Origin of the sequence: Kutzneria sp. CA-103260 (genome assembly GCF_018263855.1) — a bacterium.
GTDB lineage: Bacteria > Actinomycetota > Actinomycetes > Mycobacteriales > Pseudonocardiaceae > Kutzneria.
On the sequence record NZ_CP073318.1, the window covers coordinates 1,267,951 to 1,283,539 of the forward strand.

The 15,589-nt window shown below is 71.0% G+C and carries 18 protein-coding genes; 7 read left to right on the forward strand and 11 right to left on the reverse strand.

Translation table 11 applies throughout. The annotated features are described in order from the left end of the window. Positions 1 to 9 precede the first annotated feature (9 nt). Genes JJ691_RS05560 through JJ691_RS05570 form a run of 3 tightly spaced genes read right to left on the reverse strand, consistent with a single transcriptional unit; the run spans position 10 to position 2,860 of the window. Positions 10 to 843 carry an ABC transporter permease gene (locus JJ691_RS05560; protein WP_211767715.1) on the reverse strand — a complete coding sequence of 278 codons (834 nt, stop codon included), beginning with the start codon at positions 841 to 843 and terminating at the stop codon, positions 10 to 12. Beyond that, positions 840 to 1,772 (reverse strand): ABC transporter ATP-binding protein, encoded by a 933-nt coding sequence (locus JJ691_RS05565; protein WP_211767716.1) that lies wholly within the window; start codon positions 1,770 to 1,772, stop codon positions 840 to 842. The genes JJ691_RS05560 and JJ691_RS05565 overlap by 4 nt, the downstream gene beginning before the upstream one ends. Next, positions 1,769 to 2,860, reverse strand: coding sequence for a hypothetical protein (locus JJ691_RS05570; RefSeq protein ID WP_249227707.1), 1,092 nt, complete (start codon positions 2,858 to 2,860; stop codon positions 1,769 to 1,771). The genes JJ691_RS05565 and JJ691_RS05570 overlap by 4 nt, the downstream gene beginning before the upstream one ends. A 454-nt stretch (positions 2,861 to 3,314) precedes the next feature. Between JJ691_RS05570 and JJ691_RS53035 the strand changes: the two genes are divergently transcribed. Further along, positions 3,315 to 3,833, forward strand: a complete 519-nt coding sequence (locus JJ691_RS53035; protein ID WP_305874570.1) for a LysM peptidoglycan-binding domain-containing protein — start codon at positions 3,315 to 3,317, stop codon at positions 3,831 to 3,833. A gap of 61 nt (positions 3,834 to 3,894) precedes the next feature. Then, positions 3,895 to 4,590, forward strand: a complete 696-nt coding sequence (locus JJ691_RS05580) for an RraA family protein (protein ID WP_211767718.1) — start codon at positions 3,895 to 3,897, stop codon at positions 4,588 to 4,590. A 131-nt stretch (positions 4,591 to 4,721) separates the two neighbouring features. On the opposite strand, the gene yidD is transcribed toward JJ691_RS05580, so the two are convergent. From yidD to JJ691_RS05595, 3 genes are all read right to left on the reverse strand, one after another. Further along, positions 4,722 to 5,087 carry a membrane protein insertion efficiency factor YidD gene (gene yidD, locus JJ691_RS53225; RefSeq protein WP_331474362.1) on the reverse strand — a complete coding sequence of 122 codons (366 nt, stop codon included), beginning with the start codon at positions 5,085 to 5,087 and terminating at the stop codon, positions 4,722 to 4,724. Positions 5,088 to 5,105: 18 nt separating this feature from the next. Continuing rightward, the gene (locus JJ691_RS05590; protein WP_211767719.1) at positions 5,106 to 5,438 is read right to left on the reverse strand and encodes an STAS domain-containing protein; all 333 of its coding nucleotides are present in this window, start codon (positions 5,436 to 5,438) and stop codon (positions 5,106 to 5,108) included. Positions 5,439 to 5,538: 100 nt separating this feature from the next. Further along, the gene (locus tag JJ691_RS05595) at positions 5,539 to 6,660 is read right to left on the reverse strand and encodes a CaiB/BaiF CoA transferase family protein (protein ID WP_211767720.1); all 1,122 of its coding nucleotides are present in this window, start codon (positions 6,658 to 6,660) and stop codon (positions 5,539 to 5,541) included. A 115-nt stretch (positions 6,661 to 6,775) separates the two neighbouring features. On the opposite strand from JJ691_RS05595, the gene JJ691_RS05600 reads away from it, so the two are divergent. Together JJ691_RS05600 and JJ691_RS05605 are read left to right on the forward strand one after the other, a co-directional pair. Then, positions 6,776 to 7,312, forward strand: coding sequence for an NAD(P)H-dependent oxidoreductase (locus JJ691_RS05600; protein WP_211767721.1), 537 nt, complete (start codon positions 6,776 to 6,778; stop codon positions 7,310 to 7,312). Continuing rightward, positions 7,297 to 8,229, forward strand: a complete 933-nt coding sequence (locus JJ691_RS05605) for a GlxA family transcriptional regulator (protein WP_249227708.1) — start codon at positions 7,297 to 7,299, stop codon at positions 8,227 to 8,229. The genes JJ691_RS05600 and JJ691_RS05605 overlap by 16 nt, the downstream gene beginning before the upstream one ends. On the opposite strand, the gene JJ691_RS05610 is transcribed toward JJ691_RS05605, so the two are convergent. From JJ691_RS05610 to JJ691_RS05620, 3 genes are read right to left on the reverse strand one after another with little or no spacing between them, the layout of a single operon-like run. Continuing rightward, complete coding sequence (locus JJ691_RS05610) at positions 8,198 to 9,052, reverse strand: aminoglycoside phosphotransferase family protein (protein WP_211767722.1); 855 nt, start codon at positions 9,050 to 9,052, stop codon at positions 8,198 to 8,200. The genes JJ691_RS05605 and JJ691_RS05610 overlap by 32 nt on opposite strands. Then, a complete protein-coding gene (locus JJ691_RS05615) occupies positions 9,049 to 9,948 on the reverse strand; it encodes an aminoglycoside phosphotransferase family protein (protein WP_211767723.1) in 900 nt (299 codons plus the stop codon). Before JJ691_RS05615 ends, JJ691_RS05610 begins: the two co-directional genes overlap by 4 nt. Before the next feature lie 55 nt (positions 9,949 to 10,003). Next, positions 10,004 to 10,699: a MerR family transcriptional regulator gene (locus JJ691_RS05620; RefSeq protein ID WP_211767724.1), complete on the reverse strand. Its 696-nt coding sequence runs from the start codon at positions 10,697 to 10,699 to the stop codon at positions 10,004 to 10,006. Between the two features lie 59 nt (positions 10,700 to 10,758). Here JJ691_RS05620 and JJ691_RS05625 point away from each other — a divergent pair, with 59 nt between their 5' ends. Together JJ691_RS05625 and JJ691_RS05630 are read left to right on the forward strand one after the other, a co-directional pair. Further along, positions 10,759 to 13,011: an ATP-binding cassette domain-containing protein gene (locus tag JJ691_RS05625; protein ID WP_211767725.1), complete on the forward strand. Its 2,253-nt coding sequence runs from the start codon at positions 10,759 to 10,761 to the stop codon at positions 13,009 to 13,011. Beyond that, positions 13,008 to 13,313, forward strand: a complete 306-nt coding sequence (locus JJ691_RS05630) for a hypothetical protein (RefSeq protein ID WP_211767726.1) — start codon at positions 13,008 to 13,010, stop codon at positions 13,311 to 13,313. Before JJ691_RS05625 ends, JJ691_RS05630 begins: the two co-directional genes overlap by 4 nt. A 1-nt stretch (position 13,314) precedes the next feature. Here JJ691_RS05630 and JJ691_RS05635 read toward each other — a convergent pair whose 3' ends face one another. Beyond that, positions 13,315 to 14,079, reverse strand: a complete 765-nt coding sequence (locus JJ691_RS05635; RefSeq protein WP_211767727.1) for a GntR family transcriptional regulator — start codon at positions 14,077 to 14,079, stop codon at positions 13,315 to 13,317. Between the two features lie 73 nt (positions 14,080 to 14,152). Between JJ691_RS05635 and JJ691_RS05640 the strand changes: the two genes are divergently transcribed. Further along, entirely contained in the window at positions 14,153 to 15,184 is a 1,032-nt protein-coding gene (locus JJ691_RS05640) for a YeiH family protein (RefSeq protein ID WP_211767728.1), read from the forward strand. On the opposite strand, the gene JJ691_RS05645 is transcribed toward JJ691_RS05640, so the two are convergent. Further along, on the reverse strand, positions 15,171 to 15,584 hold the full coding sequence (locus JJ691_RS05645) for a RidA family protein (protein WP_211767729.1): 414 nt from the start codon (positions 15,582 to 15,584) through the stop codon (positions 15,171 to 15,173). The genes JJ691_RS05640 and JJ691_RS05645 overlap by 14 nt on opposite strands. Positions 15,585 to 15,589 lie beyond the last annotated feature (5 nt).

Here is a 15,589-nt window from a genome sequence, read left to right on the forward strand (position 1 = left end):
AAAGCGGGACTACGATGTCACGTCCTTGGTGGCGAGGTTGGCCCAGGCGGCGCCGAAGAAGACCGCGACATAGCCGGCCTGTAACAGCAGGCCCTTGTCGATGGAGTCCCAGAATATGGGGTCGCGGAAGAAATCCACCCAGGAGAGCCAGTAGTTGGTCGGCAGGTAGGGGCGGACCGCGGCGGCCGCGTCGAGGGTCTGCAGCACGGCGCTGGTGATCAGGATGGAGAGGGCGCCCAGCGCCGCGCCGAGCGAGGAACTGGTGAGCGTGGACAGGAAGAGGCCGATGGCGCCGAAGCCGATCATGGCCACGACGATGTAGCCGATGGAGTAGAGCAGCCGGACGGTGAGCTGGGTGTGGGTCAGCGAGACGCCGGACAGCGAGGTGGCCGCGCCCGCGGCCGCCCCGCCGGCGGCGCTCGTGCCGGTGCCGAACAGGATGACGCCGACGATCAGCGAGGAGACGACCACGCAGGCGATGGCCAGCAACACGAACGCCACCAGTGCGACGATCTTGGCCACCAGCAGCCGGGTCCGCCCCACCGGCCGGATCAACAGGTAGCGCAGGGTGCCCCCAATGGCCTCCCCGGCGATCGAGTCGCCCGCCACCACCGCCACCGACAACGGCAGGAAAATGGGCAGCACCAAGGCCAACGCCGCCGCCGGGAACAGCAGTCCGTTGCCCCGCACCGCCGACAGGAACGCCCCGCCCTGCCCCGGCGGCGGCGCGAAGTCCGCCGTCTTCAGGAACACGCCCACGATGATCGGCAGCGCGCACAGCAGCAGGATGTTCACCCAGATCCGGGGCCGCAGCACCAGCTTGCGCAGTTCGACGGTGATCACGAGGCCTCCGCCCGATCAGGGTCGGCGGCGTCCACCCGGTCCGAACCCGCTCCGGTCACCTCCAGGACCACCTGCTCCAGGGTGCGACGTTGCTCGGTGATGGCCGCCACCCGGAGCCCGGCGGCGACGAGCTGGGCGTTGAGGGCGGCGGGATCTTCGTGGCGTATCAGGAGGTTCTCGCCGTCACGGGTGACCAGCTGGCCGTTGAGCATCGAGGCCACGTCGGCGGCGTCGGGGCTGCGGAGCTCGATGAGGCCGGTGGCGCCCCGGACCGTGGCCAACTCCTCTTCCAGGACAAGGCGGCCGCGGTCGACGATGCCGACCCGGGTGCAGAGCTGCTCGACCTCGGACAGCAGGTGGCTGGACAGGAAAACGGTGGTGCCGGCCTGGTTGAGCGCGATGAGCAGGTCCCGGATCTCCCGGATTCCCTTGGGGTCGAGGCCGTTGGTGGGCTCGTCGAGAATGAGCAGCCGGGGTTTGCGCAGCAGGGCGGCGGCCAGCCCCAGGCGTTGTCGCATGCCCAGCGAATACGCCTTCACGGGGCGGCGGTCGATCCCGGAAAGTCCCACCTGCGTAAGGGCTTCCTCGACCCGGTCACGCCGAGTGCGGCGGCTGCCGCCGGGGCCGCTGGCGTCGAGCAGGGAAAGGTTCTTGCGCCCGGAAAGGTGTGGATAGGCGGCCGGCCCCTCGACCATCGCGCCGATCTGCGGCAGCACCTCGCCGGCGCTGCGGGGCATGCGCTGGTCGAGCACCTCGATGGAGCCGCTGGTGGCGTACACGAGCCCCAACAGCATGCGCACCAAGGTGGTCTTGCCAGAGCCGTTGGGCCCGAGGAAGCCGTAGCGGTCGCCGGGGCGCACGTTGAGGTCCACGGAATCGACGGCGAGCACGGAGCCGTAGCGCTTGGTCAGCCCGCGGGTGACGATCATGGGCGCCTCCTCGGCAGCGTGGACAGCTCGGCGGCGGCCTGGGTGAGCAGCGCGGGGTCGACCACGCCGGCGATCAGGAACGAGCGCCGGTAGGACCGCTCCACCAGCACGGAAAGCGGGGCGATGGTGAGCAGTGTGCCCTGGCCGCCGGGCAGCGTCACGGTCTTGCCGCCGACCTTGCCGATGGCGTTGACCACACCGTCGGAGACGTTGCGCGGCAGTGGAACGACGGCGAACGCGGCCAGGCCGGCGCCGTAGAAGCCGAGTCCGCGGCCGCCGCCGACGCGGTCGGTCTGGAGTTGCCGGCCGGCCAGGGTCGGCGGCAGCGGGAACTGACCCAGCGCCCCGACCACGTCCGGTGCGCCGGTGGCGGTGAATCCGCTGTCGGGCGAGGGTTTCGGCGTGATCACGTCGTTGTCGGGACGCTGCGTGCTCACGGACTGGAAAGCGGTGACCACAAACGGCGCGGGCTGGCCCTTGGCTGTCACCTCGACCCGCAGCGGCAGGCCGGTGTCGGGATCGGCCCAGACGTCGACATGCCCGATGGCCGTCTGCGGATCGGACGGCGTCACCCGCAGCCCGGCGGCGTCGATGCCGGCGACCCGTTCTGCCGGCAGGGCAACCACTTTGCCCTCGTCGGCCAGCACGCGGCGGGCCAGGTCGGGCGGCAGCAGGTCGCCACCGCGGGGCAGTCGGATCGGCTGGTCGCCCACGACCTGCGTGTACTGGTTCTGGCCGTTGTCCCAGACGTATTGACTGCCCGGCACGGCATACGTGTCGCGCTCGCCGACGCCGCTGATTTCGTCGACGCGCCAATGCTTCGGGTCGACATACCAGGACCGCAGCCGGGTGGTACCGCCCAGCAGCGACGTCACCTCGGACAGGTTGGGCAGGTCCGGAAGGCCTAGTGAGCCAGTGCTTTCGGCGTATCCCTGGTACGGCAGGCTGATCGAGGCCAGCATGCGAGCCCGCAGCGCGGCGGGGTCCATGCGGGCGGATGCCGGCAGCGCGGCCAGCGCCAGCGGCGCGGCGACCAGCACCGCCGCCATCACGGCCACCACCGCCCAGCGCCACCGTGTCCTCGCCACGTCACCTTTCTACGCCTGCCGGGGCCGGTTCGGTTGTGATGGATCCCTTACGGATGCGGGTGGTCGGATGTGGGCCAGGTCACGCCCCGAAACGGCAACGCCACCGTTTCGGGTGATTCGTCGCCGTGAATACCGAAGATCAACTGAGTTTCGACCTGCCGAATCACGTTTTGGTCGCGACACGATAGCCGGCCGATATCCTTGCTCACGTCGATTTCACCTGCTTACGTTGGCGCCGGGTCCGGAAACGGCCCAGCGGTGCCGATCCGGCGAGCGCCCAGCTCCGTCCGGAAACCGGATCGGGTCACGTTGTCGCGTGAAGGGAACCGTCGGACGGAGGGCGTGTGCGCCAGGCGCGGTGGGAGAGGCAACGATGTCGCATCGTCGAGTGAATCGGCGTGTCGCCGTGGGTTCCGCAGCCGGAATCGCGGCACTGGTTTTGACGGTCGGTCCCATGGCTGGATTCGCCCTGGCCGATTCGGGGATCAACTGGGACCGGGTGGCCGCCTGTGAGAGCGGCGGCCGTTGGTCGGCCAACACCGGCAACGGCTACTCCGGCGGCCTCCAGTTCTCGCCCGGCACCTGGGCCGCCAACGGCGGCACCGGCTCGGCCGCGCAGGCCAGTCGGGAGGAACAGATCCGGGTCGCCGAGAACCTGGTGCGCTCACGGGGAACCAGCGCGTGGCCGAACTGCATGGGCGGCGCCGCAGGGCATTCCACAGCGGGGCATTCCGCTCCGGCCCGCAGCGCACCCGTCGCGAAGGGCCTGTTGCCCCCGACGCCCAGGGACGCGGAGCCGGCCTCGACCGACAACCCGGCCGGCGACTACACGATCCAGCCCGGCGACACACTCAGCGGCATCGCCGACAAGCTCGACGTCAACGGCGGCTGGCAGCGGTTGGTCGAGCTCAACCCGACCCAACTGGTCAACCCGGACCTGATTCTGCCGGGCGCGCGCATCGCCACCAAGTAGCGCACGAAGGGGCGGCACGCCGGCGAAGCGCCGGCGTGCCGCCCCGTTTTAGAGTCTGCGCATGGATCTTCTTCGCCAGCGGTTCGAGACGCTGACCACCGCGCACATCGCCGACGCCTGCGTGCGCGCCCAGCTTCCGGTGCGGTGCCTGGGACTGCACCCGCTGGTGGCCGGCGACAAGACCGCCGGGCGGGTGCTGCCGGCCCGGCACGCCGGCAGCGTCGACATCTTCCTGGAGGCGATCGAGGGCGGGGCCGCCGGCGACGTCCTGGTGGTGGACAACGGGGCCCGGCTCGACCACGCCTGCGTCGGCGACCTGATCGTGCAGGAGGCGCAGACCGCCGGGCTGACCGGTGTGGTGATCTGGGGCCTGCACCGGGACACTGTCGACGTGCGGGCGATCGGCCTGCCGGTGTACAGCCTCGGCGCGCTGCCCACCGGGCCGCTCCTGCCCGAGGACCGGTCCGCCGACGCGCTGACGTCGGCGCGGGTGGGGGAGTGGGTCGTCGACTCCTCCGACGTGGTGTTCGCCGACGACGACGGCGTGATCTTTGTGCCGTTGGCCCACGTCGACGACGTGCTCACGCTGGCCGAAGGCATCCGCGACAAGGAACGCCGGCAGGCGGACCTGGTGCGCGAGGGCCGGACGCTGCGGGATCAACTCGGCTTCGCCGACTTCCTGGCCCGCCGCGCGGAAAACCCGTCGCTGACCTTCCGCGAGCACCTGCGCCGGGTCGGCGGCGCCGTGGAGGAGTGAGGTTTGGGTGTCTCCAAGACCCACAAACCCACTTGGGTGGGGTCTTGGAGACACCCAAACCCTGAGCTAGCTGGGAACCGGGTCCGCGCCGCGCTTGCCGCCCGGGCGGCAGCGCAGCAGCCGGCCGATCATCAGCCGGGCCCCGCGCAGCGCGCCGTGGCGGGAGATGCCTGCGCCGCGTACTCCGAGCAGCTGGGCTCGAAGCGGCAGACCGCCGGCCGCTTGGCGCTGATCTCCCGCTGGTACACCCGAATTGCCGCAATCATCACCTCTGCCGGCTTTCGCGTGCGGGGCACGGCCGAGCCGACGGCGACCAGGAGGTGAGGAATGGTCAGCAGGCCCAGGATCAGGCAGTTGCCGTCGCAGCTTTCCGCTATGCAGCAACCACTCTCGATCAGGCAGGCGTCCCGCCAGCAGGAGGAGCCGCCACCGCCCCGGTAGCGGCGCGGCTCGTAGTACCGGTCGTCGTAACGCCTGCGGCGTCGAATGAAGGGCACTCCGCCAATGTAGCCACGTCAGCTGTGGGCCAGGGCTTGATCGACCGAAGCCACCACCGTGACCAGCTGGTCGACCCCGGTGATCTGCAACGGCCGCAGCACCGACCGCTTGTCCGCCGCCACCAGCATGTCCAGGCCGCGGGCCGTGGCGTCGTGCTGGACGTCGACCAGCACGTGCAGGCCGGCCGAGGCGAAGAAGGTCACGCAGGTCAGGTCCAGCACCAGCGCCGCCGGCCCGGCCGACACGGCGTCGGTGAGGGTCGCCCGCAGCTGGGCCTCGGTGGCCATGTCCACCTCGTCGGTCACGTGGACGACCGCCACCGATCCGATGTGCTCAAGTCTGATCGACATGGCCGGCACTCCCTCGCTCGTCGTGGCGCACCCCAGCTCCACGCGGCTGTGATCTCAACCGGCAATGCTCAACCGTAGGCTGCCCGGTGTCGGCCGGCAACTAGCTCTCCAGAAGCCACGCCCTGATCTCGGAGCCGTGCTCGTCCAGCGCGGGCGGCGCGAGGTCGTAGCGAGGCGGAGTGGCCGACAGCGTCAGGGGATTGCGCACGGTCGGCACGCCGCCGGCGTCGACCACCGGGTCCAGCCCCAGCTCCGTGGCCAGATCCACGCCCTGGCGGACGTCGTTGATCGGTCCGCACGGGATGTCGGCGTCGGCGAGGACGCGGAACCACTCCTGCGCCGGCTTCGCCGCCAGCCGGGCCAGCAGCAGCGGCCGCAGCTCACCGCGGTTCCGGTTGCGCACGGCCATGGTCGCGAACCGGGGGTCGTCGGCCAGTTCGGGCGCGCCGACGGCGGCGGCCAGCCGCCGGAACTGGCGGTCGTTGCCCACGGCGATGATCAGCTCGCCGTCGCCGGTGGCCATCGGCTCGTACGGGTAGAGGCTGAGGTGCTCGTTGCCCATCCGGTGGGGCACCACACCGCCGGCCACGTAGGCCGACGTCTGATTGACCAGCGAGGACAGCGCCGCCGACAGCAGGTTGGTCTCGATGTGCTGGCCCTGGCCGGTGGCGTCCCGGTGGTGCAGGGCGGCCAGGACGCCGGTCGCCGCGTGTAGGCCGGTCATCACGTCGATCACCGCGACCCCGGCCCGGTACGGCGGGCCGTCCGGGGCGCCGGTGAGGCTCATCATCCCGGACACCCCCTGCACCAGCAGGTCGTAGCCGGGCAGCGTGGCGTCGGGGCCGAAACCGCTGATCGAGCAGTAGACCACGCCCGGATTCAGCGCTTGGACGTCGTCGTAGCCGAGGCCGAAGCGGGCCATGCCGCCCGGGCGGAGGTTGTGCACCAGCACGTCCGCGCGCTTGGCCAGTTCCCGCGCCACCTCGGCGTCGGCCGGGTCGGCCAAATCCAGGGCGATCGACCGCTTGTTCCGGTTGACCGACAGGTAATAGGTGCCGACGCCGTCCGCGTCGGTCGGCGGCAGCCACTGCCGGGTGTCGTCGCCGTGCGGGCTCTCCACCTTGATCACGTCCGCGCCCAGATCGGCCAGCAGCATCGTGCAGTACGGCCCGGCCAGCACCCTTGAGAAATCGGCCACGACAATTCCGTCCAACGGTCCCATGTTCTCAGTAAAGTGCACGCCGTCACGCACGTGTGGATCGAGTGCGCCTGATCTGTGGGTTTCCCGGCCCGATCTCGGGGACCCCGGGGGCGTGCGCGGGCCTAGCTTCAGTGGCATGACACTGGTGTTGTTGGACCACCCGAACCTGGCCAAGTCCCGGATCAACGCCGCGCTGGCCGAGGCGGTGCGGGACGTGCCCGGCGTGACGCTGCACGACCTGCACGCCGCCTACCCGGACCGGACGCTCGACGTGCCGAGGGAGCAGCAGTTGGTCCGGGAGCACGACCAGATCGTGTTCCAGTTCCCCTTTCAGTGGTATTCGGTGCCTTCGCTGTTGAAGCAGTGGATGGACGAGGTGTTGCTGCCAGGCTTCGCCTATGACGGCCCGAAGGGGCTGTTGGCCGGCAAGACGTTGCAGGTGGTCACGTCGACCGGCGGCGTGGAGGAGGCGTACCGGGACGGCGGTTTCCACCGCTTCCCGATGTCCACGCTGTTGACGCCCCTGGAGAACACCGCGCGCCGGGTCGGCATGGCCTTCGCCCCGCCGCTGATCCTGCACGACGTTCGCGGCGTCAGCGACGCGGAGCTGGCCGTGCACGCGGCGCGGTACCGGAACATGCTGGCATCATTCGGTGTGTGCCTCATCGCGTGACCATCCTGGCCTTCGACGGCGTGACGATGATCGACGTCGCCGGCCCGTCGGACGTGTTCGGCCATGCCAACCGGCTCGGGGCCGACTACGAGCTGCGGGTGGTGTCGCCGGACGGGCAACCGGTGCGGACCGCCAGCGGCACCACGCTCGGCGTGGACGGCGTCGCCGACAGTCCAGAAGGGACGGTGCTCGTCCCCGGCGCCTACGGCATGGTCGACTTCCCGTTCACCGGCCCGCTGGTCGACGCCGTGCGGCAGTTGGTGTCCGAGGCCGGCCGGATCACCTCCGTGTGCACCGGCTCGTTCCTGCTGGCCGAGATCGGGCTGCTCGACGGGCGGCGGGCCACCACCCACTGGCGGCAGGTCGACCGCTTCGCCCAGCGGTTTCCGAAGGTGCTGGTCCAGCCGGACGCCCTGTACGTGCGGGACGGCGACATCGTCACCTCCGCCGGCGTCAGCTCCGGCATCGACCTGGCCCTGTCGCTGGTCGAGGACGACCATGGCCCCGACCTCGCCGCCGAGGTCGCCCGGGCGATGGTCGTCTTCATGCAGCGGCCCGGCGGGCAGTCCCAGTTCTCCGCACCGTCACGGGCCCATGTCGGCCGGGACAGTCCACTTCGGACACTTCTGGACGCTGTCGCCGCCGACCCCGCCGAGCACTGGACCGTCGCCACCATGTCCGCCCGGGCCGCCGTCAGCGCCCGCCAGCTCAGCCGCCTGTTCCACGACGAGATCGGCACCACGCCGGCCCGCTACGTCGAACTCGTCCGCCTGGAGGCCGCCCAGGACCTCCTGTCCCGTGGCCACACCGTCGCCTCGGCCGCCGCCCGCAGCGGCTTCGGCAGCGACGAGACCCTGCGCCGCGTGTTCGTGCAACGCCTCGGCGTCACCCCGGGGGCGTACCGGGCTCAGCACTGACCAGTGCCGCGTCGAGCAACAGTTGCGCGCGTTCGGTGTCGCCGAGGCTGAGCAGGTAGAGGCCGCTGGAGACGCGTTCGATGAACGTCCACTCGGCGATGGCGCGGTACGGCAGCTCGGTGATCTCGGCGAGTTGGCGGCAGAGGGCGGGGAACTCCTCGGCGGTGGTCTGGCGGAGCACGACGCCGCAGTCGTACGCGGGATCGCAGGCGAAGCACTCGGGGTCGACGAAGACGTAGCCGCGCGGACCTCGTAGGGCGTTGCCGCAGTGGGGATCGCCGTGCACGACGACCTTGCGCGAGGTGTCGACGGCCCGGTTGGCGGCGTAGGCCAGGGCCTGATCTCGCAGGGCGTCGGGGTAGGGCGGGGCGAGGCGCCGCCACAGGTCGGTGATCAGCTGGGCGAGGCTGTCGGCCTTCGGGAACGCGGGCTCGTCGGTGGGCCGCCAGGCGATCCGCAGCAGCCGGCCCAGTTCGGCGACCATCTGCTCGGCCGGCAATTCCAGGTACGGCCCCAGGGATTCCAGCAGCAGAGCGCCGGCCGCCGGGTCACAGGCGTAGAGCTGGGCGTAGCCGGGGTGACCGAGCGAGGCGGCCTCCCGGGCGACGTCGAGCCCGGGGATCGACAGCTTGAGCACGGCGTCCCGGTCGGGCGTCCGAACCCGGAACACCACCGACCCGAAGCCGCCGTGGAGCTGTTCGCCCACGGTCAGCGACCATCGATCGGCCATGATCGCCAGCAGGGAATCCAGGTCCGCCAACCACTTCTCGCCGACGGGTCCTTCCTGCTCGGCCCGCCGCCGGATCACCGGATGCACGATCACAGGTCCGCCACGATCTCCTCCAGGCCTCGTCGCGCCCGCGCCGCGCGCCCGGGATCGGCGAGATCAGCCCTGGAGGGCAACAAAGAAGTCAGGCCCCAGACCCGGCCGCGGGCCCAGGTGGCGTCGTCGACGGCCAGCAGCTTGCGGAACTCGTCCCGCGCCCCGGACGGCAGGAATCCCCACGCGGCAATGAGATCGACCGCGGGATCGCCGACGGCGAGCGTACCGAAGTCGATCACTGCGGCCAGCCGGCCGTCGCGGGCCAGCATGTTGGCCGGCACGGGATCGCCGTGCACCCAGACCGGCGGCCCGTCCCAGGCCGGGGCGTCCAGCCCGGCCTGCCACACGGCGAGCACGGCGTCGATGTCGAAGAACCCGTCCAGCACGGCGATCCGGCCGCGCAGATAGGAGTCCTCGATCGGCGAGGAACGCTGGTCGTGCAGGCCGACCCCGCGGAAACCGTTGCTCCACTCCGGCGGCGGCCCGTCGGAGGCATCGATCTCCCGTAGCGCCAACAGGAAATCGGCCAGGTCAACCGCCGCCTGGCGGTGATCGGACAGAGTGGCGAGCTCGGCGTTCGCCCCCTCGATCCACCGATAGACCGACCAGGGGAACGGATAGCCCGCGCCGGGCCGGCCCTTGCCCAGGGGAACCGGGACGGCCAGCGGCACGTGCGGGGCCAGCACCGGAAGCCACCGCTGTTCCCTGGTGACCTGGCCGATCCAGCGGGCGAACCGCGGCATCCGGATCAGCATGTCGTCGCCGAGCCGGAAGGTGATGTTGTCGACCCCGGAGGACGACACCGGCGTCACCGCGAGGTCGGCCCACTCCGGGAACTGCGCGGCGACAAGCCGCCGCACCTGCGGGATGTCGACGTGCACGGCGTCGGAAGACAATCAGCGCTCCTCGGGCTGTCGGCGTGCCTCCACCACACCGCACGTGTCGAGGCAATTATTCGCCGGCCAGGTAGGCGTGCAGGAGCGCCGCGGCGGCCAGCATCTTCTCGGCCCGGCGGCCCAGTTCCCCGTGCCGCTGCGCGATTGCCGCCCGCAGCGCGTCCCGGCTGCCGGTGCGGCGCAGGTCGTCCAGGATCGGCCGGATCTGGGGGAGGCGGTGCATGCCCTGGCGCAGCATCAGGATGATCCGCGCGTCGCGGGTCTCCTTCGGCCCGTACGTGCGGTAGCCGGTGGCCGGATCCCGTTGCGGGGCAAGGAGTTCGGCGGCCTCCCAGACGCGCAGCGTGGACGTGCGGACGCCGAGGTGCGCGGCCAGTTCGCCAATCTGCATGGCCGCCCGGGCCGGCGGGTCGGTGTCGACGACGGTCTCCAGCGCCTCGGCGGTGAGCTTGAGGGCCTCGCGCTGGCGGTGCAGATCGGCGTGGTCGGCGTCGATCAGCGCGAGGGCCTGCGTCCGGTCGTCGGCGTGGATGGCGCGCATGATGTCCCCGGCGGCGGTCCAGCCGTGCCCCTCGGCCAGGGCCCGGTAGGCCAGCAGCGCCCGGCGGTGCTGGTCGTCGAGTTGGCGGTAGCCGGCCTCGGACCGGGCGGCCAGCGGCAGCACGCCGGCGTCCAGGTAGTTGCGGATCTGCTGCGCGGAGACGCCGGCAAGCCGGGCCAGGTCAACGGGCCGGTTGAGGGTTTTGCGCACGTCTCTCCTGGGTCATCGGGAAAGCCTCAACAAGGTAGTTCAACGATACGCTTGAGGCCATGGAATTTGTTCGAGTGCTGGGCGCCCGTGAGCACAATCTGACCGGCGTGGACGTGGACCTGCCCAAGCGGGTGATCACCGTGGTGACCGGCGTGTCCGGCTCCGGCAAGTCGTCGCTGGTGTTCGACACCGTGGCGGCCGAGGGACAGCGGCAGTTCCACGAGACGCTGCCGGCGTTCGTGCGGAGCTTCCTGCCCCACCGGTCGCGTCCGGACGTCGACCTGATCGAGCACCTGCCGGCTGTGGTGCTGGTCGACCAGCGGCGGCTCGGCGGTGGCTCGCGGTCCACCGTCGGCACCATCACCGACATCTCTCCGTTGCTGCGCCTGCTGTTCTCCCGCGCCGGCCAGCCCTACATCGGCCCGGCCGACTCGTTCTCGTTCAACATGCCGGCCGGCATGTGTCCCGGCTGCGAGGGGCTGGGCGTGGTCACCGACGTCGACCTGGCCGCCTTCCTCGACCCGACGCGGTCGCTGGCCGAGGGCGCGCTGCTGGCCCCCACGTTCAAGGTCGGCAACTGGCACTGGCAGATCTTCGCCAACCGGTTCGGCGCGGACCGGCCGATCGAGGTGTTCTCGGCGACGGAGCGGCAGGATCTGCTGTACGGCGAGGGTGGCACCGTCGAGGTGGAGAACCTCGGGCAGAAGATCAAGGCCAGCTACGAGGGTGCGGTGGTGAAGTTCCGGCGGCTGCACGTGCGCAAGGACAGCGCCGAGGCGAGCGAGCGCACCCGGCAGGCGGTCGCCCGGTTCACCACGTCCGGCGTCTGCCCGGACTGTGGCGGCAGCCGGCTGTCGGCGGCGGCCCTGGACTGCCTCATCGACGGCCACAACATCGCCGAACTGTCCTCTTTGGAGGCCGGTGAACTGCTGTCGGTGTTGGCTGGCCTGGACTTGCCGGCCGTGGCCCCCGTGCTGACCAGCCTGCGGCAGCGGGTCGGGCATCTCGTGGAGATCGGTCTCGGCTACCTCTCGCTGGACCGGCCTACCGACACCTTGTCCGGCGGGGAGTCCCAGCGCATCAAGATCGTCCGCCAGCTGGCCAGCACCCTGTCCGATCTGCTGTACGTGTTCGACGAGCCCAGCATCGGCCTGCACGCCCGGGACGTCGGCCGGCTGACTCGGCTGCTGACCTCGTTGCGGGACAACGGGAACACCGTCCTGGTGGTCGAACACGACCGGGACGTGATCGCCGCCGCCGACCACGTCGTCGACATCGGCCCCGGCGCCGGCAGCGCCGGCGGGCAGGTGGTGTTCGCCGGAACCGTGGCCGCACTGGCGGATTCCGGCACCGTGACCGGCCGCTGCATGAAGGCCCGGCCCGAGCTCAAGGAACAGGTCCGGTGGCCCACCGGCTGGCTGCCCTTGGAGAGCGTGTCGCTGCACAACCTGCGTGACGTCAGCGTCGAGATCCCCACCGGCGTGCTGACCGCCGTGACCGGGGTGGCCGGTTCCGGCAAGTCTTCCTTGATGTACGGCGCTTTCTGCTCGCGGTACCCCGATGCCGTCGTTGTCGACCAGTCGGCTCCCACGGCCAACCGCCGTTCGAGCATCGCCACCTACACCGGGGCCATGGACCACATCCGCAAGGCCTTCGCCAAGGCCAACGGTGTGCCGGCCGGGCTGTTCAGCGCCAACTCCGCCGGCGCCTGTCCCGAGTGCGAGGGCGCCGGTGTGATCGTGACCGATCTCGCCTTCCTGGAGGGCATCACCTCCGTCTGCGGCGCGTGCGAGGGACGGCGCTATTCACCCGACGTGCTGGGCCATCTGCTCCGGGGCTCGTCCATCAGCGACGTGCTGGACATGACCGTCGCCCAGGCCGCCGACTTCTTCCGTGACAGCCGTTCCGTCGCTCCTGTCCTCAATGGACTGATTGACGTGGGCCTGGACTACCTCAGCCTCGGGCAGCCGCTGCCCAGCCTGTCCGGCGGCGAGTGCCAGCGCATCAAGCTCGCCTCCCACCTGCACCGCTCCGGCGCCGTCTACGTCCTCGACGAGCCCACCACCGGGCTGCACATGTCCGATGTGGACCGTCTGGTCGGCGTGCTCGACCACCTCGTCTCCGCCCGCGGCGCCAGTGTGATCGTCATCGAGCACAACCTGGAGGTGATCGCCCGGGCGGACTGGATCATCGACCTCGGCCCCGACGGCGGCAGCGCGGGCGGCCAGATCCTCTTCTCCGGCACCCCTTCTGACCTGATCGCCCACTCCACGTCCCATACCGCCCAAGCCCTCCGCTCGGCCGTCTCATGATCCCCGAGTCCGCCGGCCGCATCGCCACCCTCCTCGCCGCCCACCCCGTCCGCGGCACCGGCCCGTACCCCATCGGCGACATCGTCCGCGCCCTGGACGCCGAACTGGCCGTCCTCCGCGCCACCGTCGCCGCAACTCCCGGCCCACTGGGGACGATCGCCCCGCAGTTGGCGCTGCTGATGATGTGTCTCCAGCACGTCGTCGTCCTCTGCCACGGCTTCGAAGACCTGCCCGACGACCTGCGCGCTCAGGCCCGGCGCGAACTCACCACCGCCCACCAGACCGCCCGCAAGCTGCGCTGACTCAGCCGGTCTGGGGCTGGGTGAAGCGGTAGCCGAACTGGGCGGTGAACTCGGCGGTGAGGGCGAAGCGGTCGCCGCGGACGAGGGTCTGGCGCCATTCGACGGGCTGGCCCTGGGAGAGGCCGAGGCGGTTGATGGCGAACAGGGCGGTGCCGGCAGGGCAGTGGAGTTGGGCGGCCTCGAAGGGGCTGGGGACGATGGCGTGCACGTCCTCGTGGCCGGCGTCGAGGCGGATGCCGGTGCGGGTGGCGAGTTCGCCGTAGAGGCTGGTGTGGCGGAAGTCGGCGGAGAGCAGGGGGGAGGCGACGGCGGCGGGTAGCCAGACACGGTCGATGGCCAGGGGCTCGCCGCCGGCGAGGCGAAGGCGTTCGAGGTAGACGAGGGGAGCGGAGCCCTCCAGACCGAGGCGTTCGGCCACGAGGGCGTCGGCGCGCAGGTCGAGGGCCCGGACCACGGAGTCCTGGGAGAGGCCGGCGGCCTCGACGGAGGCGAAGAGGCTGTAGAGGGCGCCGACGGGCTGGTGGATCTCGGGCACGGGCGCGACCCGGGGCTGGCGGCCCCGCTCAGCGACGATGACGCCGTCGGCCCGCAGCTGGCGCAGGGCCTGCCGCACGGTGGAGCGGCTGACGTCGTACTCCTCGACCAGGGCCAGCTCGCCGGGGAACTGGTCGGAGAACTCGCCGGCGGCGAGCCGGTCGAGCAGCGATCGCTGGAGCTGCTGCCACAGCGGCGTCGACCCGGACCGGTCCAATGTGCGCCCCGCCACGGGGACAACGCTACCGGTTGTGCAATGTCCGTACATATCGTAGCGTAAATGTACGGACATTAGGAGGCGAACCATGGCCCGCACCCTGCACGCGGCACCGCAGACGCCGCTGGCGACCCGGCTGCCGGGGCTGGCGATCACGGTGGCGGTCGCGGCCGCGGCGACGGGGCTGGGCCTGCTGGTGCCGGTGGTCGGCGGACCGGTGTTCGCGATCGTGCTGGGCGTGCTCGCGGCGACGGTGATCAAGCCGCTGCGGTCGAGCAGCCTGACGCCGGGCTACACGCTGGCGTCGAAGGGCGTGCTGCAGCTGTCGATCGTGGTGCTGGGCACCGGCCTGTCGCTGCAGCAGGTGGTGCACGTGGGCGTGTCCTCGCTGCCGGTCATGCTCGGCACGCTGGCGGTGGCCCTGGGCGGAGCGTGGCTGCTGGGCCGGTGGCTGAAGATCGGTTCCGACACCAAGACCCTGATCGGCGTCGGCACGGGCATCTGCGGCGCGTCGGCGATCGCCGCCACCACGGCCGTGATCAAGCCCAAGGACACCGAAGTCGCCTACGCCATCGGCACGATCTTCACCTTCAACATCGCCGCGGTGCTGCTCTTCCCGCCGCTGGGCCACCTGCTCGGCCTGAGCCCGCACGCCTTCGGCCTGTGGGCCGGCACCGCCGTGAACGACACCTCCTCGGTGGTCGCGGCGGCCTACTCCTACGGCGCCGACGCCGGCCCGTACGCGATCGTGGTGAAGCTGACCCGCAGCCTGATGATCATCCCGATCGTCATCGGGCTGGCCTGGCTCAAGGCCCGCCGCGACAACGCCAACGGCCACGGCGAGGTGCGCCTGCCCTGGCACCGGATCGTGCCGCTGTTCCTGATCGGCTTCGTGGTCGCGGCGGCCACCGACACCGCCGGCCTGATCCCGGACAGCTGGCACCCTGCGCTGTCCACCCTGGGCACGTTCCTGATCACCACCGCGCTGGCCGGCATCGGCCTGTCGCTGCGGTTCGCCGACATGCGCAAGGCCGGGGCCCGCCCGCTGCTGCTCGGCGGCCTGCTCTGGATCGCCGTCGCCGCAAGCAGCCTCGGCATTCAGGCCCTCATCGGCTTGTAGGTATAGCCGCCACAGCCTCGATCTCAACGGCGAACTGTGGCGCGGCGAGCTGTGCGACCACCATCAGCGAGTGGGCCGGGAAGTCGCCGTCCGGGTACCACTCGGCGAAGATGTCCGTGCGGGCCTTGCGGCTGCCGTCCAGGTGCTCGACGCCGCCGATCAGCGACAGGAATTTGACGACGTGCTCCGGGCCGCCGCCGGCGGCCCGGAGCAGTTCCTCGATGTTGGCCAGTACCTGCCGCGTCTGGCTTTCCGCGTCCGGACCGGCCAGCGTGCCGTCGGGCCGCAGCCCGAGCTGGCCGGACACGAACACCAGCTCGTGCCCGGCCGGCACGGCGGCCAGATGGCTGTACTGCCCGGCGGGCGCGGCCACTGAGGACGGATTCCAGCGACGGATCATGGTCC

Excerpts from the sequence above, each read along its gene's own strand:
- JJ691_RS05565 (WP_211767716.1), bottom strand. The coding sequence starts at position 1,772 with ATGATCGTCACCCGCGGGCTGACCAAGCGCTACGGCTCCGTGCTCGCC.
- JJ691_RS53035 (WP_305874570.1), top strand. The coding sequence starts at position 3,315 with ATGGCTGGATTCGCCCTGGCCGATTCGGGGATCAACTGGGACCGGGTG.
- JJ691_RS05580 (WP_211767718.1), top strand. The coding sequence starts at position 3,895 with ATGGATCTTCTTCGCCAGCGGTTCGAGACGCTGACCACCGCGCACATC.
- JJ691_RS05590 (WP_211767719.1), bottom strand. The coding sequence starts at position 5,438 with ATGTCGATCAGACTTGAGCACATCGGATCGGTGGCGGTCGTCCACGTG.
- JJ691_RS05595 (WP_211767720.1), bottom strand. The coding sequence starts at position 6,660 with ATGGGACCGTTGGACGGAATTGTCGTGGCCGATTTCTCAAGGGTGCTG.
- JJ691_RS05600 (WP_211767721.1), top strand. The coding sequence starts at position 6,776 with ATGACACTGGTGTTGTTGGACCACCCGAACCTGGCCAAGTCCCGGATC.
- JJ691_RS05625 (WP_211767725.1), top strand. The coding sequence starts at position 10,759 with ATGGAATTTGTTCGAGTGCTGGGCGCCCGTGAGCACAATCTGACCGGC.
- JJ691_RS05630 (WP_211767726.1), top strand. The coding sequence starts at position 13,008 with ATGATCCCCGAGTCCGCCGGCCGCATCGCCACCCTCCTCGCCGCCCAC.
- JJ691_RS05640 (WP_211767728.1), top strand. The coding sequence starts at position 14,153 with ATGGCCCGCACCCTGCACGCGGCACCGCAGACGCCGCTGGCGACCCGG.
- JJ691_RS05645 (WP_211767729.1), bottom strand. The coding sequence starts at position 15,584 with ATGATCCGTCGCTGGAATCCGTCCTCAGTGGCCGCGCCCGCCGGGCAG.